Below are 24,615 nucleotides of genomic sequence, written 5' to 3' on the forward strand. Positions count from 1 at the left end.
TTATTAACAAAACAAAGATAATAGTTTTTAACTATTAAACATAATCTATTTATATTTGTAACATAAATTTTTATGTTGATTATGGGAAGGACAAAAACAAAGGAAATACTCTCTGAAGCTACTCAAAAAATACTAACCGAAAATAATAGTTCGGTTGGTTTTAATAAGATTAAAAAAGAGAAATACAGCAAGAAAAAATTCACAATAGATCGCGGATTCGACTTACTAGAAAGGCTAATAATTGTTAGGCCTTACATTCAAAAAAAGTATGATTTAACTATTGATTTATTGGAATTGCTGCTTTATCTGCATGGTAAAAAACTATTTACCCAAGCTGATTTTGCTGAAATACCAAAACAATTTTCATACGCCTCGATTAGAAACATACTTGATACTGGTCATGTTGTTATAGCGCAAGAAGGCGTTGATCTTAGCAAACATGTGTATAAGTTAAGCGTACACGCCACGCACGGGATTGAGGATTTTTATGAATTACTAAGCGGTGAAAAAAAGTTTCCGGAGTACACTTTAATGAACCCGCTTTCTAAAAAAAAGGATGCCGCTGCCATTGATAAAAAAAGAATGCGCTTGATCAAAAAAATCAATCTTCTGCCTCCTCCTGAGAAGCATAAAAATTTGTACCTTTAAGCAAGTCGTGACGTAGTTTGTTGATGGGTTCCTTTTTTATTCGTTCTAAAATTTCCCTAAGTACTTTGGCTCGCTGCTCCTCGGAACCACGAAAAAAGAAAACCGGGCTTACTTGATAAGCCCCTCTTCCTTTGTATTTTAATAGTAATTCAAACTTAGCTAAATTAGAAAAACAGCGGTGTATGGTGGTGGTGGAATATTCCTCTTGCCCTATTTTTTTTAAGAGTGTATTGAATTTTGTTCGGATTTGAATGCTATTGGTAACAAAGTTGTTATCATCCATTTCCTCGGTGATAAAGTCCAAAAATATCCTATCGGCTTTTGATAATTTCATTAGCAGCAATAAAGAATTATGATAGCGCTTTGTAAAAGTAGCTTCTACCGAAATGGACGAGAACTTGAATAGCTCTAGTTTTTCGGTATAGCTTTTGGCTACATCTTTTGATAAGTACTTTATTACCTTTTTTTTTTCAACTTTTTTTATTTCAATAAATTATAAATCGTGTCGAACAGCCAACCGGTTAAATAGGCTTGATTTTCATCGTTTTTTAAATCTAATTCAATGCCGCAATCTAGGTATAAATAATTAATCAAGTGTACTATTTCATGTGCAATTATACCTCCAGAAAGGTACTCAAAAGCAATTATATAGCTACGGTATTTCGATTCGTCTTTTAATGTCACAGCCCCAAAATCCTTTAAAGAATCTGTTTTGTACTTTTTTTCTACGTATGATAAATCTTTGTCTAAAATTACGGTTACTTTAGCTTGATAAATTGGAATATTTATGGTTTTTATCTTCATGGTATTTTAATTCCATTTGAAATTAAGCTGATCTTCTATTTGTCTTGTAACATTTTCATAGGTTTCTTTTACAGTAAAAACATCACCATTAACAAGTATTTCGCAATACCCTTTTTCTTCATGTGGGCGAACTCCGTTTATGTTGTAAAAAGTATGAATTTTTGTGGTGCATTTATCCAAAGGAATTTCAATACCTAATTGATTTGTAGGTATTAAATCATCTGGCAGCCAAAGTACATGCAGTTCTATTTTTATCATAATATCAGTTCTATTTCGGTTTTTTCTTGAAGGAATAAGCATTTTTTGCCTTGGTACTCTATCGCTACTCCACAATGTTCGTAGTGTCGCACCATATCGCCAATTTTTACATGCTCTACTTTTGGACCTATCATAATTACCTTACCTTCGCGGGGTTGTTTTACGGCTTCTCCTGGTAAAAATATTCCAGAAGCAGTTTGTGTAACTGCCTCTGAAATTTCTATAAGTACTTTGCTTCGTATTAAACTTTTGATTTTCATTGTATATTATTGTATTACAATATGAATATAATCTACAGCCAACTTTTTTATTTTGTGGCTTCCTCGGTGCTCAAACTCTAATCGCCTCAATGCGTGATACACAAAATAATTTTGTGCTTGATTACCCATGCGGTGATCTGGATCTACAAATACGGTAGCCGTTTTTGTTACAATAGAACTTGACTTACTAATTGCATTTTTACGCAATAAAAAAAGCTCTCCCTTAGTGAATAACTCTTGAACGGCATCGTCTATAAGTCGCGTGGTTTTGCCGGAACGTCTCATGGCATTTTTTGTTTTACGATTTCAAGGAATTCAATCATTTGCATTTTATCAACAAAAAAGAAGTCATTTCCATAAATACTAAAAGTCATAACATTTAAGTTCGGGAACTGAGGGTTGTTGTGAGGATAATAGCCTCCTATTTTTGTTTTTTGAGCAATGTCTTTTTCGATATTTTTTACATCGTCCCAATCGCAAAAAATAACTATTGGCGCGTCTTGTTTGGTAAAACAATTTGCTAAACCTTGTATAATTAAATCTTCCATTACTTTTTTTGTTTAATACCGTTACTAAATAGAGTTTTTAAAATCACTCTGTTTTTTTGTTGATAAAACAAAGTGATATAGTAATAATTAAATTTTTCAAATAATGCTTTTTTCAAACATGAATAAATACTATTTGACTCAAAATAAAAATCACGACCATCATGCGTTGAGAACCTTATTAAATAAGTATTCATTACTTTTTTAAATTACTTTTTACAGTTTTTCCTTTGTTGCAGTCACAAGACTCACAATTGCATGGTTTTTTACTAACTGAATTTACTATTGCAGCATAATTCCCGTTTTTCCAGAATGTGATTGCGCCACCTACCGAAGTCCATATTTCAGCCTCTTGATCATATTCAAATTCAGTGATGCCGGTTACATCAATATTCATTTGATTTGTTAAACAAGTAATTGTTTTTGCGTTAGAAAAATGTTTCCTAACCGCTTGAAGGTTTGGCTTATTCATTACAAAAACTGTTTTAGGTTGGGTTCAAAGTAGTTTGGCCCTTTTAATACCTTACCGTCTTCGCGGTAAATTGGTTGTCCGTCAGCGCCAAGCTTGCTCATATTGGAATCTTGAATTTCATAGAATACTTTTTCTATGATGTTGTGCATACCATGGTGGTTAATGGTGCCAAGCAAAATGTAAAGTTGATCGCCCAGCGCATCAGCCACGCCAACTAAATCATTTTCTTTTACGGCTTCGAGGTATTCCTCATTTTCTTCTTTCATCAATTCGAAACGAAGTGTGCCTTCTTCTAAACCGGTTAACATTGGTTTTTTTGAAATGGGTTGTTTGAATTTCTTTTGGAAACTTCTTACTGCTGCTAATAATTTTTTCATATAATTTTTATTTAAACATTCTACGTACATACTCCGCGATAAGCGCGGCATCAATCATTCCGTCATTATGGTTTTTTGATGAATTACCTGCATTGGTAACTTTAAAATTGGCATTTGGCCAAAGGTTGACTGCTGCCATAGTTGAAGTAGCCTTGGTATCATTGCCTTTTCCAGTAGCTTTTTTTTGGGTTTTTACGTGTTTCCAGCATTCTTTTTGCCATTCTTTTGGTTTAATAAGTACAAAAGGTGTTTTCAAACCTATCATAATGCCCTCGATTAAGCCTACACAATGCGATAAAGAAGCAACAGCACTCTTACCTACTCCAAAAATAATATCAGGACTTTCTAGCCCTATTTTATGAAAATCTCTACTAGTTAGAATGTCCACAATACCTTGTCTGTCGTATTCCTTGCCTATTAGTGGAGTACCTATCATTTCAACTACATTGGAGTTTTCGTCAATTACAACAAAAGATCCTTGCTTTCCCGGGTCAATTCCTAGATAGTATTTCATGATTTTTCTAAATATTCGAAGTAGTCTTCTGTTAGTATTCCTGTTTGATCTGGATGAGGATCGTGCCATAACTTTCCTTTATGATAAATACACACATGATTAACATCAGGATTTCTTGGACTTATCCCTGTAACTAAATAAAATTCGTCTGTATCTAAATGTCCACGTAAACCACCTATTTCCCAACCTCTATTTCCTAGCCATTTCATTAAATCACCTCGCCAATCATCTACTTTATCATAAAGCTCTTGAATTTGCAAAACATCTTCTGGAGAATCTAAATCCATAAAACACGCAATAACTGTTGGAAAACAATTCCCACGAGATACTGGCGGATTATGTAGTCTTGTTTGGATTAGTTTTTTCATTAGTCAACTTTGTATTTAACACTTTTTGTTTTTAAAAGCCAATCAGGAGCCATGAGGTAATATTCAGGTATTCCGTTTTCAACTTCTTTTTTTTCAATGGAGCATAGTGATTTAGGAAACCATTCCAGCCTACTTGCTGCATAATCGTTAAGCTTAGGTCCAAGTGTTACATCAACCAATACGCCAAAGCTTTTTTCACTTTCACCATGATACCCTACTCTTACTTTTAAATCCGGCATTACTCTATTTTTTGAATATTTACTTTGCGGCCAAGGTATTTAGCAGGATCTTCCTCGTACTCTTCAATAATTGAATTGAGGTAAAAATATTCGTGTGGTAATTTTGTCACAAGACTTGCAACAAACTTGTCAATAGCATTAAAAACATTTGTCAATACTTCTGGATTTGCTTTGTAAATTCTCTCCAAATGTTTTTTTGACTTTAACTCTAGCCCTTTATTAGCTTTTAGCAAAAGGTTTTTCAAGTATTTGTCGTGCTCAATTGTATCTATCAAACTATCGTTAGCCTCTAAAGCCAATTGATTAAAAATCAATGATTTTAGAATATTGTTTTTATATTCTGAAACCTCTTCGCTGTACAAAACTTCTTTGTATGACTCGTCGCCAGCTGGATAAAAACTGCATTTACCTGAATTGATCGAATGTAAAATAAGTGCTGCAGGTGCCGGAACAATTTGATCGCCTTCTATGAGTGATAAAAATACATTGGCTAAACTGTCTTGAATGATGGTAAAAAAGAACCCGTTTGGATGCCTGATTACTCCGTTGTAAATTTCTGCAAGCTTGTACTCTTTTTTAGTACTTGAATCGTTTGTGTTTTTGTTTGTGTTGTTTGTCATTACTTTCCCTTTTTCTATGTTTGATAATCTTCTTTCCTTTTTTATTTCTTCGGCTTCCTATGTGATAGAAACCACACTTACATTTGTAAACATGAGCACCAGGATCAGCATGTTCGTTCTTTAAAAAATAATCTGCTGCAAACCATGTTTTGTGTTTAAATTTCCCAGCGCAACCTTTTAAAAAATCTTCGGTGCACGCCATAATATTTACTTGTTTCTAATAATATCAATTATACATTTCACTAAATCTCTAACTGCTAAAAAAGTAGGCCTAGCTATTACAACTAAAACAATAATCCAGAAAACCATTTTTACTGTTTCCATAAGCTATTCAATAAGTGGATGCGTAGAAACCATAACTTCTTTATCCGATACTAATTGACAATACAAATAAGCTGGACTAATTGCTTGCTGCTCTTCTAAGCGACCAAAATTCATATCAAAGCAATAATGCTCTATCTCACAAAATCCATCAGCATTTCTAGGAAAAAACAATTGCAGCATTGCAATCAAGGATTTAATCAATACAGAATTGTCGTAAAAAGGTATCAAACCATCATCCACACCCAATGCATCACATAAAGCATTGTGACGGCCCTTATCGTAATCCATTTGCATCCTGATACTTTCTATCACATTAACAAAAAGGTCCTCTGTAATCATTCCCATAAGTCACTGTTTTCGTTTCTACTACACAAATATAATTTTATTTATGTTATAAACATAAACTTTATACCTCGAAATTACCATCTACGGACATTAAAGTTACCATATACGGACAACTTCAAAACACTTTTTAAACTTCAATTAATTGTTAATCAATAATTTAAACCCATAAAATAGACGTGAAATTGTAGAGTAATTACTTTGAGTAAAAATGTATTTACGAATAAAACAAATATTTTAACATAATTATTTATCCAAAAAACATAAACCCCAGTAAAATCAATACTCTAAAAAAATATAAATTTTTTATATGACTTTGTTATTAGGAGGGTATATGGGTGATCGCGCTCCCGGAGCGTTCGGGAAACTCGTTTTTTTCGGGGTATGGGGTCTTTTTTTTCGGTTCGGTCTCTATTTTTTTTGGCTTTTTTTGGCTCGGTCTTCTTACTGATTTTCGGGCTACTGTTTTGATTTAGTCCTGCTATGGTCACGCTTTACCCTTGCGAACGCCTACTATATATGGAAACTTTAAAATAATATTGATTTTTACCCGACAATATACACGACTATTAGTAAAACTGATTCTTTCAAGCCTCTGACGTTTCGATATTTGAAAATAATCGGGAGTTAGTCCGAAATATTAAACGCTTAAAAAGTTTCATCTGCCCAAATATTCTTTTTTGCTCGTTTAGGTTCGCATACTTCACAGCCATAACAAAAAAAATCTTCTCACAACATAAATGTTTTTGATCCTTTGATCTGGATTTGATGTTTATATTTTTAATCGGGGTTTAATATGTATCGAAGCAAAAAAAAAAAAAAAAACGAGTTTAAAACCGTGAATTTTAAAGGCTCGAAGGTTTTTTGAAAGTTGATCTGAGGGCATAAATAAAACTTATAGTTTATGTTTTAAATATAAGTAAATAGTATCGTTACGGTCTAAAATTGTTTATGTTTTATTATGTTTTTAATATAAATATGGGCTATTTTTGTAGGGCACAAAAGGAAGGTTTAAAGCTTCTTTTTAAGTCATTAAATAGTATAGCATTTTGGGGCGACCAACAAACCAAAAGGATCATGAGACCAGTTAGAAGGCAGTCCCGCAAAATAACTAATTGTGTATGTAAGTACATTTCATAAGGTTCGTAACCTTCGCAATTAGCAAATTTTAATCTTAATGTTATGATCAAATATAATTCAATTGAAGAGGTTAAAACCGCAGTAAATAGCGGTATAGCTGTTAATTGGTTAACTGCTTTATATGTAGTTAAAATCGACTTTGAAGGCGACTATATAATAAAGTCAACAAGTACAGCGGGTCAGGAATTACTAAGCGACCAAATGAACCCAAACGATTTTTTTACTAATACAAAAACTTTATAAAATGAAATATTTTAACGATTGCAAGACTATAGACGAGGCTAAAAATTTGTTTCGTAAATTATCAAAGGAATTACACCCAGACACAAGCGGGCGAGACTCTGGGAGCGAGTTTATAACGATGTTTCAGGAGTTTAAGAAGTTCCGACCTACGAACCAAACAGAGCAGGAGAAGCAAGATTTTGAAGCGTTCGACGCATCCGAATTTTACAATTTAATCAAACAGTTTGACGGCTTAGAAGATATAAGTATTTCTTTCGTTGGTTCGTTTATCTGGTTGGAAGATCAGAAGCAAGGCGCAACCTATGCCCAGAAGGACAAGATTAAAGCCGTAGCGCTTGACGGTTACAACGGTGCGAGGTTTGCGAGCGTGAAAAAATCGTGGTATTTCTCGCCAAAGGATTATAAACAGTTTTCAAGCTCAAAAAAGAGCCTAGAAAGCATTAAAAGGCAATACGGGTGTAAAACCTTCAAGCCTCAAACATTCGCTAAAATAGCCTAGTAAAAACAACTAAGAACCCGCTTTAATAGGCGGGTTTTATTTTTGAATTCAAAAACATAAACTTTTATATTAATTACATAAATTTTTTAAACATGGCAACAATTGCAGTACATCACGATGTTTTTTTAGTAGCGTTTCAAGGCGTTACAGATCAATATATTTTTAACGGGAACGAAAACGAAATTTTAGGCGATTTGATCCAGAAGCACGGACAAAACGGAATTGAGTTTTTAAAGCGTTTTGATAAATCAAAATCAAGTTTTAAAACGTTGAACAAAGCAACGGTTAAAATGTTGTTTAGTTACGACACACACACAACCGTACAACTCCAAAAGATTAATTTTATTAAATAGTCGTTTGAGCGACTATAAAAAGGTTTTAAGCTCAAAGCGTCGCCCTTCTGGGCGGGTAACATTTAAAAATTTTTTTATCATGAATACATACGCAAAATACACAGCAAATGTTTTTGTTGCAAAATGCAACGAGCAACACGAGAAAGGCGAAACGATCACTTTAACAACTAAGTACGGGCAAGAGCACGAATGTATAGTTTTTAATTTGGTAGCCAGAGGCAAAGAAGGCGAGTTTTACTATTCTATAGTTAGGGCTGACGGTTTTAATTATCAGGAATTTTGCAAGAAAAAAGCCGAGCGTTACGAAAAATGGGCAACTTCTGCAGAAAACAAAAGTACCGAGTACTGGAAAGCCTCGCACGAAGGAAGAGATTTTTTAAGTCTTGCAGAACCGATCAAAGTAGGACACCACAGCGAAAAGCGACACAGAGCACTAATAGAACGCAATCACGCCAGAATGGGGAAAAGCGTAGAGGAAAGCAAAAAAGCCGAAGCACACGAAAGCAAAGCGGAATACTGGGCAAGAAAAGCCAATAAAATAAATTTATCCATGCCCGAAAGTATAGAGTATTACGAATACAAGGCAGAAGAGGCAAAAATGCACCATGAAGGGCTAAAAAACGGAACTATTGAACGTTCGCACTCTTACAGTTTAACTTACGCTAAAAAGGCAGTAAATGAAGCTGAAAAGAATTTAGAAACAGCCAAAAAACTTTGGGGAGAGTAAACCAGTAAAACAACATTTTAAATTAAAAGCAATGACAGCAACAGCGCAAGAACCAAAAATAACTTACATAGTTGAGTTACCATTTAAAGGACATATTCAAACCCGTTTAATTAACGGGTTCGCTGAATGGAGCTGTGACGAAGTAACAAAAAAATACATCGATAAAGACGGATCACAAGTAAGCGAAATTAGTTTCATAAATCAATTGACTTTTGATCAGTACAACGAAAAGAACGGCGGGAAATTTACAGAGCTAAACGAGGAACAAGTTGACGCACTTTTTGCAGAGCATCGAAATAGTTTAATTTCTGAATTCTCAGAGATCACAGAGGAACGATATAATGACCTTCTGGAATGCCTACCGCCTAAAAGATGGCACACGCACAAAGGAGCACAAATATTTTACATGTGCGAGGCACATATGGACGATTTATATACGTGTTGTATTGGGTACAATGGTAATTTTTTTAGCGCATTACGCCCAATAAGAGAAGAAAGCGAAAGCCTTCTATCTGAAGTTAAAAAAGCGTTTCAAAAACTATAATAACAGCCGTTGCGCTATAGGCGTAGCATCGAAGCGACAACGGCACAAATTAACCCTAAAATTTATATACTATGTGGTCCTTAAAAAACAACAATGGCGAATTTATTCCTGCAACTTCTGAAAACATTATTAATTCTTTAAATTCTGGAAAAGTTGAAAGGATTTCAGAACAAGAAGAGCGAGCAACAGAAAAAAGATACATGCAAGATTTTAACATGATTGTAAAATGTTACTGGGATGGTAATAGTAACATTATTGATTTAACCCCAGATATTAAACAATAAAAAAATACAAAAAAAAATGGATTACACCGAAAACGCAAAAATGTACCTGATAGTTTTAAAAAACATTTCAAAAGGTACGCCAGTACAAGCAGAAGCCGAAGTATTAATTTCTGATTTTGAAAAAAACATCAAGAAACAAGGTTTAAATTCAGCGGTATATTGGGGCAATAGAGCACGAAAAGACCTGCACGACCTATTAACCAATAAAATTAAAGAAATGCTGTCTTTACAGTCTCAATTAACAGGAACAATTCTAAATAATTCCTAGAAATGAAAGCGCATCCAAACCCCACAGCAAAAACTTGTAAGGCTATAATTTTATTTATAGCCTTTTTTATTGTTTCAATTTTAATTCAAATTTAAAACTAAAATTATGTCAAATATTATTGATAATCAAAAACAGGCACTTACTAATTTTTTAAGAAACTGCTTTTCTAAAGATGAAAAATATATCATCATCACCGACCAGATAAAAGGAAATCGTTTTGCCTTAGCTGAACAAAAGGAAGACGAAAGCTATTCCACACTAAGTAATTTTATGAAGTATGAAGAAATGAATTGTTACTTTTTCGGAATGAAATTAATGAAAGATAATCCAGTAAAATTTTAAAAAAACAACACCATGACACACTATATTTTATGCGGTTCATATTCCGTAGCAAGTTTTAATAACCAAGACTGGAAATCTTTAGAGGAAGAAATTTTAGAAACAAACGAAGGTGAAATTATCGCTTTTAATACCTCCGAATTTAAAAACGGGCTTCACGAGCTATTAAACTCTCTTAGCGGTTGGAATGATTTTATAGAGCTTTCAAAAGATGATTTGGAATTAATAAGCAAAAACACGCTTATTGAAATACAAGAACCAAACGAAACCACGCAAGCTATTTATTGGAGTACCGCAGACTTTGAAAAACAAGCTGATGAAAATTTTAAGGAGCTAAAACAAGACAATCCAGAAGAATTTAAAAATCTTGACACATGGGAGCAATTATATGATAAGTCAAAATTTGCCGATCAACTGCAAAAAATGATCGAAAACCATGATGCGACCGAGGGCATTAATTGGCTAACTATCGAAAATTATCTAATGGATTGTGAAATAAAACAAAATCAAAAACCGCTTTAAATAGCGGTTTTTTTTATAAAATTTAAAGTCATGGCAACCCCAGAGCAAAAAACCCTAGAAGGGCAAATAACAGAGACCAGCAAAAAAATTGAGTTATTGAAAAAGCAGCTAAAAGCAAAAACCAAAGAAATCGATACCAGAATCGAAGAGGATAACGCTGATTTATTCGGAAGTCGAAAAAGCGAAGCCACAGAGCAAACTTTTTTGTTTTCTGAGAGAGTAAAAGTATCAGAGCGGGACAAAGTTTTGAATCCTATAAAACTAAGCCTAAAAACGGCTGAAACGGAGCTTCTGAAACTTACTGAACTACAAAACAAATTACCCAACACGGGAAAACTTTTTTAATCAAAAAACTAATCAGATGGAAATTTTACTTTTCAAAAAAACGGTTGATGCTGATTTAGAAATAGGTATGGAAGTAGCCTATAAGGACCAAAACGGAGACTTTACCAAAACAGGTAAAATAGTAAACTGGATTGTTTTAGATGGTATTATGAATTTTTCACTAGACAATTCATTAGGATTATACAGAGCCGTAGAGCTAAAACTAATTAAAAAACAACCTTAGATCATGCCAAAAATAACCACCACCGCTGAAGGCTACATTCTTGAAACTAATTTTGCGATTGTAGCCAATGTTTTTTTATTATTTGACAAAAATGGGAACGTTTTAGACAAAAGCACCGACTATAATTTTTTGCATAGTAAACTAATTGCTATGCAACCAGAAGAACAACTGGAGACAAGCGCACCACTATTATTTTATTACAGAGGCGCAATGTTTGTTTCAAACTAAATACTAACATAAATTTTCAAGAATATGGCAAATTGGGCGCAAAACTGGGTTACATTCTACGGAGAAGAAACCCAACTAAAGCAGGTAAACGATATGTTTAAGGCAATGAAAAACAAAGAGAAACTTTCTGAAGAAGGGCAAATCCCGCCATTCATGGAAAAACCAGAACAAGACTATTTCTTTGAAATTTGCTCAGACGACAGCGACTTAATAAGTTATACTACAAAATGGAGTCCTAACGTTGATGATTTAGTTGTAATAGCTAATCATTTCAATTTAAACTTTGTTTCTACCTATGAAGAAAATGGATCAAACATTTTCGGGAAAGCAATTTTTACCGCAGGCAACAGCGAAGCGAAAAAATACGATCTCAAAAAAGATGATTTTGATTTATACGAATTCGATGAGAAAGCCGATACTTATATTTTTGAAGGCGAAAAATACGAATGCGAAAGCGATATTTTACAAATCATTTTCGAAAGAAAATTTAATCAAAACTATTAATCAAAACCGTCATAAATGGCGGTTTTTTTATATTCATAAAACATGGACACATTAGAAAAACAGCATTTAGAACTTGAAAAAATACTAACTTTTTTAGGTATAAAATTTATTGATTACAAAGGCAAAAGATGTAGTAATGGTCACAAAACAGCTACAACCATAGGAGAAATAAAATCTTTCTTTGGTAGGGACGTAATGACAAGCGGTCAATTTGTAGAAGACATTGACTGGTGGGACTTCAAAAACAACTGGAATCATTTAATGTTTTTAGTTCAAAAGATAGCAGACGAAACAGGTTTTGAATTGGTTAGTGGTTTTGATTATTGTTATTGGAATCATTACGGAGAAAACCCATTTGCTAATTCAGAAAATAAATTTGGCGGATATTCGGATATCGAAAATATTTATATCGCAGTTGTAGAGTTTATCGAATGGTTCAACCTAAATCAAAAATAATGCAACTACAACTTGATTTTTTTAAACCAATAACGGAAGAGGTAGATTTAAGCGAAAAAGCAAATCAATTGTTGTTCATGTTAAATGAATGCCTAAAACCGAAAGAAATGTATGAAGCGACACATTACATGCAAATTGAAAATTTAATTGTTTTGATAGCTCAAAACAGGCTTAAAGATAACGTGTTTAATATCATTGACTGTGACGGTAAAACTCCAAAAGAATTTTCTGCAAATTGGCGTAATGCACAGCATGTAAAATTAGAAGTACTTCAATATTTAGAAAATAAAAATCTTTTAGTAAACTCATGAACAAAAGATCAAGATTGCAAAACATTGCAGTAATTACTATTTTAATAGTTCTTACTGCATTGGCTTGCTACGTTTAATTCAAAAAGAAAAAAAATTATGCAATCAATAGCAAAAACAAACAATTTTTTTAATCGGTTTGTAAATTTGGGAGGTGAAACCAGCAAGGCAAATTACGAAGTAATTATTCAATCAGTTAATAAAATACCTTTGCAAACAAGTAGTTTAAAAACTAGATCCCAAGAAATAAAAGATAAGTACAACCATAATTTTCAATCAAAAAATGAACGATATTAAAGATTTTATCCGTTTTGTAATCGAGAAAAGAAAAGCATTAGGACTTTCGACTGCTGATTTATCAGAGAGAGTTTTTAATAATCGAAGAAACAAATATATTTCAGATCTTGAAAACGGAAGAAGAGAAGGCATTACTCTTGACATCATGTTGAGAATACTAAAACAGCTCAATACTGAATTAACGTTTAACGAGCTGTAAATCAATAAAAAAAACCGACACTATTTGTCGGTTTTTTTTGTTTCTACAAGAGTTATTAAAAGCTGCTCTATGTTTTTTAAAATAGCCTCCTGGTTCTTAACTGAAACCAAAATTTCTAAATCATAATTTTTTTGAATTGGAGCTGTCTCAAAGTTTGCAAATAAATTAGATTGATTTTTTTGTAACTTTTCATTTTCAATTATTACTGGAAGTTGTCCCTTTTTTAAAAACCAGTAATTTACTTGGGGGAACTCTTTTATCACCCTATCTGTAAAACCTTCGCTTATTTTACTAATTCCTTTTAGTATATGATCTACTGAAGCGGGGCTTTTATACCCTAGCTTTTTAGACAAAGCATGACTTGTAATTCTTAGCTCATGCAATAATTGTTTTACTATCTCTTTATCATCCATTTTTCGTGTTTTTTTTAAACGTTATTGCGCTAATTAATTCGCTTTTAATAATTTACTATCCCATACTTTTTTGAGCGTTTCTGCATGCTCTCTGTTAGTCTTTTTGATATAATCTAACATTTGTTCTTCGCTAGACCATCCACAAATAGCCATTAAAGTCCTATTTCCAACAGTACCGTATATGTTTGTTGCAAAGCTCCTTCTACAAATATGGCTTGTCACTAGTTCATATTTAGGGTATAAATCTACAACTTTTCGTTTAATTTTGGTTTTTTCGTCCACCTTTGCGACACCTCCAGTCATTTTTTCTTTAAACCCAACCATTCTTGCAATTGTTTTTATATGCTTGTTGAATTTAGGATCACTGATTTTTTCAGGGAAGTTTCCGTTTCTCTTTATTAGAGTATCACGCACCATCCAATGAATTGGAATACTAACAAAGGTCTTTGTTTTCTCGGTTTGAATTTCAATAAAATCACCGTTAATATTATCAATTTGTAGCTTTGATAAAAAGTCAGAAATTCTCAAACCAGTCCACAAACCAATAATTAAATTATCTCTCACGTTATCAAGCGTATGATTGTCTGAAAAATTATGATTGTAAATTTGCTCAATTTCAAATTCACTAAAATAAGGCTCTTTGTACTCCTGAGTTGTTTTCGCGACAAACACTCTGTTTTTATAAGACTGATCAATAATTATATTTTCAGCTTCTGCCCTACCACAAAAAAACTTGAATCTACCTATCATTCTTTTTGCTGTCTTCTCAGCATAATTTTCATCACACAAAAATTCTGAAAATCGATCAACTAAATCAGCATTTAGGGTACTAAATTTAATTTTCTCTTTTCCTTCAAACTTCTTGATTAAATTATTTAAAATTTCATAGTGCCTCTGGGTTCTTTCGTCCATGTACTTATCAGCAGAAACTTTAAATCTTGGAGCTTTGTTTTTTAGCCACCAGATAGCAAAATCAGTCAAGTATATTTTATGCAGCTCTGGAGCTTTTTTCAGTTCATCCGAAGGACGGTTAAAAAATTTTGCAATAGTTTTTTTTAGCCAAAAAGTATTTAAAATTTCGCCTTCGATAAAATCAACATTTGCAGAATTTATAATGTGATTTTTTAAGTCGGCAATTCGAGCATTAATTTTATCACGATCCGGAACTGAAATGACGTTTCTAATTTTTTGGTTTTTGGAGTCCCAATTTTTTTCGTCAACAAAAATATTTATACCAGAAGTTAGGTCTATTGCCCTTCCGTTCAAATACCTAACTTTAATTTCACTCGGGTTCTTTTTACCCGAAATAAAGAATTTAATAGTAGCCATTTTTTCTCGTTTGAATTACTAAATAATAATAACGCTTTCCCAATTTGTTATTAAAATGATAAATAAACGTTCCCGACAATTAACACGACATTGTGTTACCGAAAACAAATACATTATACTGCAAATATATACTTTTTTATATTAAACTAATGTTTTAAAAATATATTTGTTGTGTTGTGTATGTTATTACCATAAATAGTGAATCCAGTCAAGGTCACAAAACCCCAACAAAAGTTGGGGTTTTTTTATGGTTATATCCCAGTATTCTTGCTACATTTCCATTAGTACTGCCAATTTAAAAAAAGTAAGTCAAAAAACAAATACGATTCCTTTTTCAGATGATAGATACGCAATCCAAACATATAAATAGTAATTTTACAGCATAAATAGATAAATCTATGTTATTTCTAATCTTAAGTATTATTTGTAGTGTGACCGTGGGCGTGATATTTAAAGTCGCTCGTAAATATACCATTAGCCACACCCAAATAGTCGCTTGGAATTACGTGTTTGCATGTATACTTTGCTATGTGTCATTCAGTCCAGATTTAAAAACAGTTGAAACTACAGCGCCATGGTGGCTTTATATAACTATTGGAATTTTATTACCTTCTATTTTCCTTTTTTTGGCTGCATCCATTAAACACATGGGAATAGTAAAAACCGATGCTGCCCAACGACTCTCTTTATTCATTCCTATTCTAGCAGCTTGGCTACTTTTCAAAGAACAATTCAGTATACTGAAAATTTCTGCTTTCGTATTGGCAATACCGGCACTGTTGCTTATTCTTACTAAAAATACCGAAAACACTAAAAATAAATGGGGTTATCCAGCGGTAGTTTTGATTGGCTTTGGAGTTATAGATATTCTCTTCAAACAAATTGCCACTTATACCAGTTTGCCTAACACTACTTCATTATTTGTAATATTAGGAATAGCAATGACCATAATGATTACTGTGGTTGCTTATGAAGTATTTTTCAAAGAAGTGACAGTAAATATCCATAACATTCTTTTTGGGGGTTTGGTGGGTATTTTTAATTTTGGAAATATTCTTTTCTACCTTAAAGCACATCAGGAATTTTCAAAAAGTCCTTCAACCGTTTTTGCAGGTATGAATATGGGTGTGATTATTATGGGTAGTCTTGTAGGTGTTTTAATTTTTAAGGAAAAACTGAGTAGAATGAATTTTATAGGGCTGCTTCTGGCTTTAATAGCAATTGTTTTAATCGTGCTCTCACAACATTAAAACAAGATTTACAAAGCTTAAATCATATTTATCAATCTTCTTTCAGGCTATTGCAAACCTATCAAACAGCTAGAAAACCAATATATTAAGAGCACAAAAAAACCGTCACGTTTTTAACGAGACGGTTGATTGTATAACTATATATTTTTAAATTTCTACACCATTTAACTTACTGTTTTTACGGCTGAAGCTAAAATAGATTACTAAACCAATTAAAAGCCAAACCCCAAAATAAATCCAGTTCCAAACGCTAAGCTCTGCCATCATATACAAACAACAAATTAAGCCTAATAATGGAATTAAAGATAAATTTTCTTTGTAAGACCAAACCGTTAATCCAACTAAAACAATAAGGAAAATCCACATTGGAATTTTATGTTTAAATAAACCAAAACCACTTTCATATTTAACAGAATCTGTAATTGGCAAGCCAGCAATTACTGAAGCGTATTTTGCATCATCTTGTTGGTATTGGCTTAACAAATTTTCTAAATCCGGTGTTTCAGTCGTACTGTTTTTAGCATCAACAGTTACTAAATAGTCGTATACTTTTTGAGTTTCTTCTTTATTTAACGATGTGATTATATCCGCAGAATTATTGATTTGAGTTTCATTGGTAATGAAATCCATAGTCGCTTTCTTATTGTATCCAAAAGCAAATACCAATCCGATAATAAGCAAAACTGGCATAATAAATTTTGAATTCACATACGGTGTTTTGAACTTTCCCCTTGGAATATCAGTCTTGTTTTGCAAAGCCAAAACTCCAGCACAAACCAATACAAAAGCAAATAAAGTTCCGATACTACACAAATCCGTAACCAATGTTAAGTTTAAAAACAAAGCTGGAACAGCAACCACAAAACCAGTAACAATAGTCGCGTAAGAAGGCGTTTTATATTTTGGATGTACTTTTGAGAAACGCTTTGGCAACAATCCATCACGACTCATACTCATCCAAATACGCGGTTGTCCCATTTGGAAAACCAGTAAAACACTGGCCATAGCCACTACTGCACTAACTGCAATAATTCCCGACATCCATTTTAGGTCTAATTTTTCAAATACAAAAGCTAATGGATCACCTACATTCAATTGGTCATAACTAACCATTCCCGTTAACACTAACGCTATCGCAATGTATAGAATGGTACATATAATAATAGCCCACATCATTCCTCTTGGTAAATCACGTTGCGGATCCTTACATTCTTCTGCTGTTGTTGAAATAGCATCAAAACCGATATAAGCAAAAAATACTGCTGAAACTCCTTTCAAAACGCCTGTAACTCCATTAGGTGCAAATGGATCCCAATTAGCGGTATCTACATAGAAAACACCTACAGCAATTACTAAAAGAACAATACATAATTTTACCACAACCATGATATTACTTGCATTTCGGGATTCTTTCATTCCACGGTAAATCAATGCCGTGATTAAAACGATAATTAATAATGCAGGAAGATCTGCTACAAAATGAAACGAACCAATAACTGGTGAAGTTGTCCAAGCCGTATAAGCATCTTGCAAAGCAGGACTTAAGTTGGCATACTCTTTTCCTCCTTGCATTAGTGCTGTGGCATCATCAAACCCTCTGGAAGCGGACAAGAAATCCATCTGAACCCATTGTGGCAAATGAAGACCACCACTCGCGAGTAAACTTGTAAAATAATCACTCCACGATATGGCAACCGTTATATTACCTACTGAGTATTCCATAATCAATGCCCAGCCAATAATCCAAGCTATAATTTCACCAAAAGCAACATACGAATACGTGTAAGCACTTCCGGAAACGGGAACCATCGAAGCAAATTCTGCATAAGCAAAAGCAGCAAAACTACACGCTATAGCAGTAAACAAGAAAAGAAAAATAACTGCAGGACCTCCGTCTGCACTCGCTTTTCCTATTGTACTAAAAATACCAGCCCCTACAATTGCTGCAATACCAAATGCCGTCAAATCACGTGCTGTCAAATGCTTACCTAATGCGTCATGACCGTCAGTATTATTTTTCTCTACCTGTTTTAAAATATCTTGTACTGTTTTCTTTCTGAATAAACCCTTTAATGCCATATTGTAAATTTTATCATTAAAAATTAATATACTGTAAATTATATGCTCTTATCTTGAAAATAATGCAGATTATATTGAAAAATCAAAAGTATAAAACAATTTGAACTAATAAAGTTTCTCGAGCTTTTTTTTTATATTATTTTTCAAAAAAAACAAAATGACTATTTTTATCATTTAAAAAAGTCAAATTAATCCTAATTTATCTAAAAAAAGAAAAAACACTTAATGAGATAGAAAAAATTCATTTCAAGCTGAAAATTACTTCACACAACTTCTTAAAATTGTCACCGGATGCAACGCCTTTCTACTAGTGCCATCAAAAATCTGGTGGCGACAACTCGTGCCAGCTGCTGCAATGGCTGTTGTAGTTTCAGTGGCTCTAATTTTTGGAAACAACGTATCTTCACCCATTTGCATACTGATTTCATAATGTTCTTTTTCATATCCAAAAGAACCTGCCATTCCACAACAACCCGAATTGTAAATAGTAACCGAACTGTTTTTCGGTACATTTAACATTGCAAAAGTCGCCTCCATGGTACTCAATGACTTTTGATGGCAATGTCCGTGAATTTTTATAGTTTTTTCCTCTTCAGAAAATTGTTCTGCATGAATTTTACCTTTTGTAATTTCATTTTTGAAAAACTCTTCAATCGTAAATACATTTTTGGCTAATTTTTTAGCACTTTCTGTATCATCCGCCAATCGAATGTATTCGTCCCTAAAGGTCAATATCGCCGAAGGTTCTATTCCTATCAAAGGAAAATCAGCCGTAATATAATTCGAAAAAACAGCAACATTTATATTCGCAATTGCTTTTGCTTCTTCGAGAAAACCTTTGGATATAAAAGCTCTTCCACTTTCTTCATGATCCACCAGAATCACTTCGTATCCTAACGCTGTCAATAACTCATACGCATCAATTCCAACTGAAACATCATAGAAATTAGTAAATTCATCACAAAAAAAACATACTTTACCGTTTACAAAAGAATCACTTGGCGCCTGATTCCAATTTTTCTCGTACCATTTTCTAAAAGTCTTTGGAGCTAAAAGCGGTACTTCTCTTTTAGGAGCAATTCCCATACTTTTTTTTACCAAAGGCAAATTCACCATGAAATTCGTAAACTTTGGAGTGATACTTCCTAATCCATTCAGTTTCGCATTAAAAGCAAATACTTTATTGCGCCATGAAAATCCATTTGCTTTTTGATATTGATACAAAAACTCTGATTTTAAAGCCGCTACATCCACATTACTGGGACATTCGCTGGCACAAGCTTTGCAACTCACACACAATTCAAATACTTTATACAATTCTTCATGGTCGAACTTATTGTCTTTCTCTGAATGTGTCAGATATTCTCGTAACGCATTGGCTCTGGCGCGCGTCGTATCTTTTTCATTTCGGGTAGCACGGTAACTGGGACACAAAGTTCCGCCTGCCGAAGGTAATTTTCTGCAATCTCCAGAACCATTACATTTTTCCGCAGCACGCAAAATTCCCATACTATCCGAGAAATCCTGAATCGTTTGTATTTCCGGTTCCACTCTGCCCGCTTCCACCCGAAGATTCTCATCCATTTTGAAAGCGTTTACAACTTTACCTACATTCAAAATGGTGTTGGGATCAAAAGCATGTTTGATTCTTTTTAGCAATTCGTAATTCTTATCCCCAATCATAAAGGGCAAAAATTCGCCTCTCACAATTCCGTCTCCGTGCTCCCCGCTCAGCGAACCTCTATACTTTTTTACCAAAATAGCCACTTCGGTTGCAATGTTTCTAAACTGATGTAATCCTTCTGTTGTTTTTAAGTTTAAAACTGGTCGCAAGTGAATTTCTCCGGCGCCTGCATGCGCATAATAAATAGCGCTCTGCCCGTGGCGTTCCATCATAGCGGAAAACTCGGCAATATAATTGGGTAAATCACTCAACTCAACAGCAGTATCTTCAATAGAATCGGCGGCTTTATCATCACCGACTATACTTCCTAAAAGTCCCAGACCTGCTTTTCGCAACTCATTTATTTTATCAATATCTGCACCATAAATTTTTGGTAAAGCATACCCAAAATTATTTCTTTCCAAATCAGCAATCAAATCATTAGCTTGTGATTCAGCATCTTCCAAACTGTTATGCGACGCCACTTCGAGCATAATAACCGCTTTTGGTTCGCCTTGAATGAAAAATCTGTTTTTAGCTTGCTCTCTGTTAGTTTTGGTACAATTCAATATCGTGTCGTCCATCATTTCACAGGTATACAAATGATGTTTCATCGCAGTAACTACAGCTTCCAAACTTTCCTGAATCGTATGAAAATGAGCTACCACCATCACATTATATATTGGCGGTACATGATCCACTTTCAACGTGATTTCGGTGGTAAAAGCTAACGTTCCTTCGCTTCCGCAAAGGAGTTTTCCTAAATTTATAGTGTTTTCTGTTCCTCCAAAAAGTTCCGATTTCAATAATAAATCAATTGCGTATCCAGTATTTCTTCTATGAATTTCAGGTTTCGGGAATTCTTTTATAATCTCCTTTTGGTTTTCTCTATTCGAAAGTTCCTCATAAATCGTTTTGTAAATCGAACTTTCGAGCGTGTTTCCTTTTGTTTTTTCAATGAATTCAGCAGAAGTTATTTCTTTAAATACTGCCGAAGTCCCATCACTCAAAACCGCTTTGATTTCCACTATTTTATCTCGGGTAACTCCATAGCGTATCGATGTGGTTCCCGACGAATTATTACCTACCATTCCTCCTATCATACAGCGATTTGAGGTCGAAGTATTGGGTCCAAAAAACAATCCGTGTTCTTTTAAATATAAGTTCAGTTCGTCCCGAATTACTCCCGGCTGCACGGTAACCGTTTTTTTTACGGAATCAAAAGTGACAATCTTAGTAAAATGTTTTGAAACATCTACAATTATTCCGTTACCTACTGTTTGACCTGCCAATGAAGTTCCGGCAGTTCTGGGCGTAATTGAAATCTTATTTTTTGCTGCAAAGCGAATAATTTTAACAATATCATCCTCTGTTTTTGGAATCGCTACAGCAACTGGCATAATTCGATACGCGGAAGCATCTGTGGCATACAGTGTTTTATGGAGATCATCATATAAAAGTGTTCCTTCTAATGACTGAGATAATTCTTGTAAATGAGGCGTGATTGACATTTAGTGGAGTAAATTGCTGTTATTTTCACAAATATAAATATATACCTTATTATAAGTTAAAAAATCAAATAAGAAAAATTCAAAATATTTAAATCCTTTATTGTTTGTCAGAAAGTGCATTCAAAGCACTTCATTAAAAATTGGCAAAGAAATTGCGCTGCTAAAATAAGTCAAATTTTAAAACCATTTTAACTGGTAAATTTCACTAAAAAAACTATTTTTGAATACTTTATAAACAAGACTATAATGAAAAATTACAAGCACACCCTTTTGCTTATTGCGTTCCTTTTATTTTCTTTTTGGAATGGTAATGCACAAGCATTGGCTACAAATCCAAAAAATGAATTTAGAGCCGTTTGGATTGCTACCGTGGTAAATATTGACTGGCCAAAAACCAGTACTGATAATGTTGCCAAACAAAAAGCGGATTATATTGAAATTTTAGACGCTTATAAAAAACTAAATTATAACGCTGTAATTGTACAAATTAGAAGCGTTGGGGATGCTTTTTATCCAACCGAATTAGCACCATGGTCTCGTTTTTTGACCGGAAAAGAAGGCCAGGCTCCAAAACCTTACTTTGATACATTAGCTTGGATGATTGCTGAAACTCATGCCAGAGGTTTTGAGTTTCATGCTTGGATGAATCCGTATAGAGCTACAATGGACTACAACACTTCGCTATTGAGTCCGCAACATGATTTTTTCAAGCATCCAGATTGGATGATTAAATATGGTGGGAAATATTATTACAATCCGGCATTACCCGAAGTTCAGAACCATTTACTAGCTATTGTAGAGGAAGTTGTGGAAAAATACGATATTGATGCGATACATTTTGATGATTATTTTTATCCGTACAGAATAAAAGGAGAATTATTTAATGATACTGCTTCCTACAAAAAATATGGAAATGGTCTAAGTATTGAAGATTGGAGACGTTCAAATGTGAATAATTTTGTACGATGTGTTTCCCTTTCGATAAAAAATATAAAACCATGGGTGCAATTTGGCATCAGCCCATTTGGAGTATGGAGAAATAAATCAGTGGATCCTAGAGGTTCTGAAACGGAAGCGGGACAAACAAATTACGATGATTTATTTGCCGATCCGTTAGCATGGATGCAAAACAAATGGATTGATTACCTAGTTCCACAATTGTATTGGAGCATGGATCACCCTAAGGCTTCTTATTCAAAATTATTGCGTTGGTGGTCTGAAAACTCAACAAATACGGCCGTTTACATTGGAAACGGAACCTATAAAATTAATACAGATTCTGATAAAAGATGGAATAATCCACAAGAAATTCCGAATCAAATAGACATCACCAGATCCTACAAGAACATTCAGGGAAATGCTTTTTTTAGTGCCAAATCATTTTTGAATAAAAATCAAAGTGTGACTAAATTACTAACAGAAAACCAGTACAAATATCCTGCTCTTCCTACTGTAGTACCTAGTTCCGTAAAAAAAATGGCTATCGTACCTACAGCAAATAATATTTTGATAGATCCAATTTCATCTAGATTTAATGTTACGTATCCTCTGTACAGTAAAGTGCGTTATGTGATAGTTTATGGCGCTAAATTCAATTCAAAAATTAATGTCAACGATCCAAGTCAAATTATTGATAAAATAGCATTTAAAGACGATAGTGATACGGTTGAAGTTGTGATTCCAACGTACAAATTAGACAAAAACACCACCTGCGCCATTACATTCATTGATTTTTATGGAAATGAAAGTGACCCAACTTTAGTGAACTTTACGCTATAAAATTTAATCGAATATAATTTGCCTTTCATGAAAACAGACAATAGACCTTGGTATTGGATTCCAGTTTTAAACTTTGCTTCCGGCTTACCGTATGCCATTATTATTTCGGTATCAGTAATCATGTATAAAAACCTCGGAATCAACAATGAAGACATTGGAATTTATACCAGTTTACTGTATTTACCTTGGGTAATTAAACCGTTGTGGAGTCCGTTTATTGATCTCTATTCAACAAAAAGAAAATGGTTCATAAGCATGCAATTGCTGATTTCTATTGCTTTTTTAATTGTGGGCTTAACAATTCCATTGAGTAATTTTTTCGTTATCAGTTTAGCAGTTTTTTGGGTTGCCGCATTTGCATCGGCCTCAAATGATGTGGCTAGTGACGGATTTTATTTACTGGTTTTAGAAAAAGACCAACAATCTTTTTTTCTAGGAATTCGAAGTACTTTTTACAGACTTTCCATGCTTACAGGAAACGGACTAATCGTGGTTATTGCCGGTTATTTAGAGCAAGAATATGGAGATAAACAAAAAGCTTGGTCGTATACAATGGTAGTTGTAGGATTAATTATGACTGTAATAACAATTTACAATTATTTTTCGACTCCAAAAACAGAATCAAAAATCGTAGAAACAAAAACAGAATCAGCTCCAAATAAGAGTTTTGGAGCCGTATTTGCAACTTTTTTTCAAAAGAAACAAATTGGTTTAGTATTGGCATTCATTCTATTATTCAGATTAGGGGAATCGCAATTATTAAAAATGCTGACTCCTTTTTTAATCGACCCAATAACTGCAGGCGGAATGGGTTTAACTACTCAAGATGTTGGCGTTATTTATGGAACTTTTGGCGTGCTTTCGCTTACCGTTGGTGGAATTTTAGGCGGTATTGTCATTTCCAGAGATGGATTAGGAAAATGGATGTTACCCATGATTTTAGCGATGCACTTACCCATAATAGGATTTGTTTTACTGTCACATTTTCATCCCGGCTCCGTTTTCTATATTTATGCAACTGTAATCGCGGAACAATTTGGCTACGGTTTTGGTTTTGCCGCTTTCATGATGTATTTAATTTATGTGGCCGATGGAGAATCAAAAACGTCCCACTACTCTATCGCAACCGGATTTATGGCTTTAGGAATGATGCTTCCGGGAATGATAAGCGGTTATATTCAAGAATATCTTGGCTATGGAAATTTCTTTATTTGGGTATTTTTGGCAACCATTCCAGGATTAATTTTATCCCGATTTTTGATTTTCCCAGCCGATTTTGGTAAGAAAGCCAAATGATATAATAGCACACGGATAACACGGATTTACTTCGTAAAGACACGG

The 24,615-nt window shown here is 33.7% G+C and carries 37 protein-coding genes; 20 read left to right on the forward strand and 17 right to left on the reverse strand.

From position 1 onward, the window contains the following. Window positions 1–81 precede the first annotated feature (81 nt). A complete protein-coding gene (locus ACXX80_RS14520; protein WP_458553867.1) occupies window positions 82–648 on the forward strand; it encodes a hypothetical protein in 567 nt (188 codons plus the stop codon). On the opposite strand, the gene ACXX80_RS14525 is transcribed toward ACXX80_RS14520, so the two are convergent. From ACXX80_RS14525 to ACXX80_RS14585, 13 genes are all read right to left on the reverse strand, one after another. After that, the gene (locus ACXX80_RS14525; RefSeq protein ID WP_458553868.1) at window positions 602–982 is read right to left on the reverse strand and encodes a hypothetical protein; all 381 of its coding nucleotides are present in this window, start codon (window positions 980–982) and stop codon (window positions 602–604) included. The genes ACXX80_RS14520 and ACXX80_RS14525 overlap by 47 nt on opposite strands. A 146-nt stretch (window positions 983–1,128) precedes the next feature. Then, complete coding sequence (locus tag ACXX80_RS14530; protein WP_458553869.1) at window positions 1,129–1,452, reverse strand: hypothetical protein; 324 nt, start codon at window positions 1,450–1,452, stop codon at window positions 1,129–1,131. Between the two features lie 6 nt (window positions 1,453–1,458). After that, entirely contained in the window at window positions 1,459–1,710 is a 252-nt protein-coding gene (locus ACXX80_RS14535) for a hypothetical protein (RefSeq protein WP_458553870.1), read from the reverse strand. After that, window positions 1,707–1,970, reverse strand: coding sequence for a hypothetical protein (locus ACXX80_RS14540; RefSeq protein WP_458553871.1), 264 nt, complete (start codon window positions 1,968–1,970; stop codon window positions 1,707–1,709). The genes ACXX80_RS14535 and ACXX80_RS14540 overlap by 4 nt, the downstream gene beginning before the upstream one ends. Window positions 1,971–1,976: 6 nt before the next feature. Next, complete coding sequence (locus tag ACXX80_RS14545; protein ID WP_458553872.1) at window positions 1,977–2,255, reverse strand: hypothetical protein; 279 nt, start codon at window positions 2,253–2,255, stop codon at window positions 1,977–1,979. After that, entirely contained in the window at window positions 2,252–2,518 is a 267-nt protein-coding gene (locus ACXX80_RS14550) for a hypothetical protein (protein WP_458553873.1), read from the reverse strand. The genes ACXX80_RS14545 and ACXX80_RS14550 overlap by 4 nt, the downstream gene beginning before the upstream one ends. 193 nt (window positions 2,519–2,711) lie before the next feature. After that, complete coding sequence (locus ACXX80_RS14555; RefSeq protein WP_458553874.1) at window positions 2,712–2,987, reverse strand: hypothetical protein; 276 nt, start codon at window positions 2,985–2,987, stop codon at window positions 2,712–2,714. Further along, window positions 2,987–3,364 carry a pyrophosphohydrolase domain-containing protein gene (locus ACXX80_RS14560; RefSeq protein WP_458553875.1) on the reverse strand — a complete coding sequence of 126 codons (378 nt, stop codon included), beginning with the start codon at window positions 3,362–3,364 and terminating at the stop codon, window positions 2,987–2,989. Before ACXX80_RS14560 ends, ACXX80_RS14555 begins: the two co-directional genes overlap by 1 nt. Window positions 3,365–3,371: 7 nt before the next feature. After that, window positions 3,372–3,878 carry a RuvC family protein gene (locus ACXX80_RS14565; RefSeq protein ID WP_458553876.1) on the reverse strand — a complete coding sequence of 169 codons (507 nt, stop codon included), beginning with the start codon at window positions 3,876–3,878 and terminating at the stop codon, window positions 3,372–3,374. Then, window positions 3,875–4,246, reverse strand: coding sequence for a hypothetical protein (locus tag ACXX80_RS14570; protein WP_458553877.1), 372 nt, complete (start codon window positions 4,244–4,246; stop codon window positions 3,875–3,877). The genes ACXX80_RS14565 and ACXX80_RS14570 overlap by 4 nt, the downstream gene beginning before the upstream one ends. After that, a complete protein-coding gene (locus ACXX80_RS14575) occupies window positions 4,246–4,485 on the reverse strand; it encodes a hypothetical protein (RefSeq protein ID WP_458553878.1) in 240 nt (79 codons plus the stop codon). Before ACXX80_RS14575 ends, ACXX80_RS14570 begins: the two co-directional genes overlap by 1 nt. Further along, a complete protein-coding gene (locus ACXX80_RS14580) occupies window positions 4,485–5,105 on the reverse strand; it encodes a hypothetical protein (RefSeq protein WP_458553879.1) in 621 nt (206 codons plus the stop codon). The genes ACXX80_RS14575 and ACXX80_RS14580 overlap by 1 nt, the downstream gene beginning before the upstream one ends. A gap of 327 nt (window positions 5,106–5,432) precedes the next feature. Continuing rightward, entirely contained in the window at window positions 5,433–5,774 is a 342-nt protein-coding gene (locus ACXX80_RS14585) for a hypothetical protein (protein WP_458553880.1), read from the reverse strand. Window positions 5,775–6,953: 1,179 nt separating this feature from the next. Here ACXX80_RS14585 and ACXX80_RS14590 point away from each other — a divergent pair. From ACXX80_RS14590 to ACXX80_RS14665, 16 genes are all read left to right on the forward strand, one after another. Continuing rightward, the gene (locus ACXX80_RS14590) at window positions 6,954–7,154 is read left to right on the forward strand and encodes a hypothetical protein (RefSeq protein WP_458553881.1); all 201 of its coding nucleotides are present in this window, start codon (window positions 6,954–6,956) and stop codon (window positions 7,152–7,154) included. A 1-nt stretch (window position 7,155) separates the two neighbouring features. Beyond that, window positions 7,156–7,653: a J domain-containing protein gene (locus tag ACXX80_RS14595; RefSeq protein ID WP_458553882.1), complete on the forward strand. Its 498-nt coding sequence runs from the start codon at window positions 7,156–7,158 to the stop codon at window positions 7,651–7,653. Window positions 7,654–7,745: 92 nt separating this feature from the next. Beyond that, window positions 7,746–8,006 carry a hypothetical protein gene (locus tag ACXX80_RS14600; RefSeq protein ID WP_458553883.1) on the forward strand — a complete coding sequence of 87 codons (261 nt, stop codon included), beginning with the start codon at window positions 7,746–7,748 and terminating at the stop codon, window positions 8,004–8,006. A gap of 79 nt (window positions 8,007–8,085) precedes the next feature. Further along, window positions 8,086–8,733, forward strand: a complete 648-nt coding sequence (locus ACXX80_RS14605; RefSeq protein WP_458553884.1) for a DUF3560 domain-containing protein — start codon at window positions 8,086–8,088, stop codon at window positions 8,731–8,733. Between the two features lie 31 nt (window positions 8,734–8,764). Next, a complete protein-coding gene (locus tag ACXX80_RS14610) occupies window positions 8,765–9,277 on the forward strand; it encodes a hypothetical protein (RefSeq protein ID WP_458553885.1) in 513 nt (170 codons plus the stop codon). A gap of 71 nt (window positions 9,278–9,348) precedes the next feature. Continuing rightward, on the forward strand, window positions 9,349–9,561 hold the full coding sequence (locus ACXX80_RS14615; RefSeq protein WP_458553886.1) for a hypothetical protein: 213 nt from the start codon (window positions 9,349–9,351) through the stop codon (window positions 9,559–9,561). A gap of 16 nt (window positions 9,562–9,577) precedes the next feature. Then, window positions 9,578–9,829, forward strand: coding sequence for a hypothetical protein (locus ACXX80_RS14620; protein ID WP_458553887.1), 252 nt, complete (start codon window positions 9,578–9,580; stop codon window positions 9,827–9,829). Between the two features lie 105 nt (window positions 9,830–9,934). Then, window positions 9,935–10,171 carry a hypothetical protein gene (locus ACXX80_RS14625; RefSeq protein ID WP_458553888.1) on the forward strand — a complete coding sequence of 79 codons (237 nt, stop codon included), beginning with the start codon at window positions 9,935–9,937 and terminating at the stop codon, window positions 10,169–10,171. A 12-nt stretch (window positions 10,172–10,183) separates the two neighbouring features. Further along, the gene (locus ACXX80_RS14630) at window positions 10,184–10,690 is read left to right on the forward strand and encodes a hypothetical protein (RefSeq protein ID WP_458553889.1); all 507 of its coding nucleotides are present in this window, start codon (window positions 10,184–10,186) and stop codon (window positions 10,688–10,690) included. Window positions 10,691–10,720: 30 nt separating this feature from the next. Then, window positions 10,721–11,035 (forward strand): hypothetical protein, encoded by a 315-nt coding sequence (locus ACXX80_RS14635; RefSeq protein WP_458553890.1) that lies wholly within the window; start codon window positions 10,721–10,723, stop codon window positions 11,033–11,035. Window positions 11,036–11,051: 16 nt separating this feature from the next. Then, on the forward strand, window positions 11,052–11,258 hold the full coding sequence (locus ACXX80_RS14640) for a hypothetical protein (RefSeq protein WP_458553891.1): 207 nt from the start codon (window positions 11,052–11,054) through the stop codon (window positions 11,256–11,258). A gap of 3 nt (window positions 11,259–11,261) precedes the next feature. Beyond that, window positions 11,262–11,486, forward strand: a complete 225-nt coding sequence (locus ACXX80_RS14645; RefSeq protein WP_458553892.1) for a hypothetical protein — start codon at window positions 11,262–11,264, stop codon at window positions 11,484–11,486. Between the two features lie 24 nt (window positions 11,487–11,510). After that, the gene (locus ACXX80_RS14650) at window positions 11,511–11,990 is read left to right on the forward strand and encodes a DUF1281 family ferredoxin-like fold protein (RefSeq protein WP_458553893.1); all 480 of its coding nucleotides are present in this window, start codon (window positions 11,511–11,513) and stop codon (window positions 11,988–11,990) included. A gap of 42 nt (window positions 11,991–12,032) precedes the next feature. After that, window positions 12,033–12,446 (forward strand): hypothetical protein, encoded by a 414-nt coding sequence (locus tag ACXX80_RS14655; protein ID WP_458553894.1) that lies wholly within the window; start codon window positions 12,033–12,035, stop codon window positions 12,444–12,446. Beyond that, window positions 12,446–12,757 carry a hypothetical protein gene (locus ACXX80_RS14660; RefSeq protein ID WP_458553895.1) on the forward strand — a complete coding sequence of 104 codons (312 nt, stop codon included), beginning with the start codon at window positions 12,446–12,448 and terminating at the stop codon, window positions 12,755–12,757. The genes ACXX80_RS14655 and ACXX80_RS14660 overlap by 1 nt, the downstream gene beginning before the upstream one ends. A 280-nt stretch (window positions 12,758–13,037) precedes the next feature. Continuing rightward, a complete protein-coding gene (locus ACXX80_RS14665) occupies window positions 13,038–13,250 on the forward strand; it encodes a helix-turn-helix domain-containing protein (RefSeq protein ID WP_458553896.1) in 213 nt (70 codons plus the stop codon). 20 nt (window positions 13,251–13,270) lie between these two features. Here the strand turns inward: ACXX80_RS14665 and ACXX80_RS14670 are convergent, their stop codons facing one another. Both ACXX80_RS14670 and ACXX80_RS14675 read right to left on the reverse strand, forming a co-directional pair. Beyond that, the gene (locus ACXX80_RS14670; RefSeq protein WP_458553897.1) at window positions 13,271–13,663 is read right to left on the reverse strand and encodes a hypothetical protein; all 393 of its coding nucleotides are present in this window, start codon (window positions 13,661–13,663) and stop codon (window positions 13,271–13,273) included. 33 nt (window positions 13,664–13,696) lie between these two features. Next, window positions 13,697–14,992, reverse strand: coding sequence for a phage integrase SAM-like domain-containing protein (locus tag ACXX80_RS14675; RefSeq protein ID WP_458553898.1), 1,296 nt, complete (start codon window positions 14,990–14,992; stop codon window positions 13,697–13,699). A gap of 398 nt (window positions 14,993–15,390) precedes the next feature. On the opposite strand from ACXX80_RS14675, the gene ACXX80_RS14680 reads away from it, so the two are divergent. Then, window positions 15,391–16,242, forward strand: coding sequence for an EamA family transporter (locus ACXX80_RS14680; RefSeq protein WP_458553899.1), 852 nt, complete (start codon window positions 15,391–15,393; stop codon window positions 16,240–16,242). Between the two features lie 147 nt (window positions 16,243–16,389). On the opposite strand, the gene ACXX80_RS14685 is transcribed toward ACXX80_RS14680, so the two are convergent. Both ACXX80_RS14685 and ACXX80_RS14690 read right to left on the reverse strand, forming a co-directional pair. After that, entirely contained in the window at window positions 16,390–18,321 is a 1,932-nt protein-coding gene (locus ACXX80_RS14685) for an amino acid permease (protein WP_458553900.1), read from the reverse strand. Between the two features lie 258 nt (window positions 18,322–18,579). Next, a complete protein-coding gene (locus tag ACXX80_RS14690; RefSeq protein ID WP_458553901.1) occupies window positions 18,580–21,495 on the reverse strand; it encodes an FAD-binding and (Fe-S)-binding domain-containing protein in 2,916 nt (971 codons plus the stop codon). 246 nt (window positions 21,496–21,741) lie between these two features. Here ACXX80_RS14690 and ACXX80_RS14695 point away from each other — a divergent pair, with 246 nt between their 5' ends. Both ACXX80_RS14695 and ACXX80_RS14700 read left to right on the forward strand, forming a co-directional pair. Beyond that, entirely contained in the window at window positions 21,742–23,274 is a 1,533-nt protein-coding gene (locus ACXX80_RS14695) for a glycoside hydrolase family 10-like protein (protein ID WP_458553902.1), read from the forward strand. 27 nt (window positions 23,275–23,301) lie between these two features. Then, window positions 23,302–24,570: an MFS transporter gene (locus ACXX80_RS14700; protein WP_458553903.1), complete on the forward strand. Its 1,269-nt coding sequence runs from the start codon at window positions 23,302–23,304 to the stop codon at window positions 24,568–24,570. The last annotated feature ends 45 nt before the right edge of the window (window positions 24,571–24,615 follow it).

It is taken from the genome of Flavobacterium sp. GNP002 (assembly GCF_054343795.1).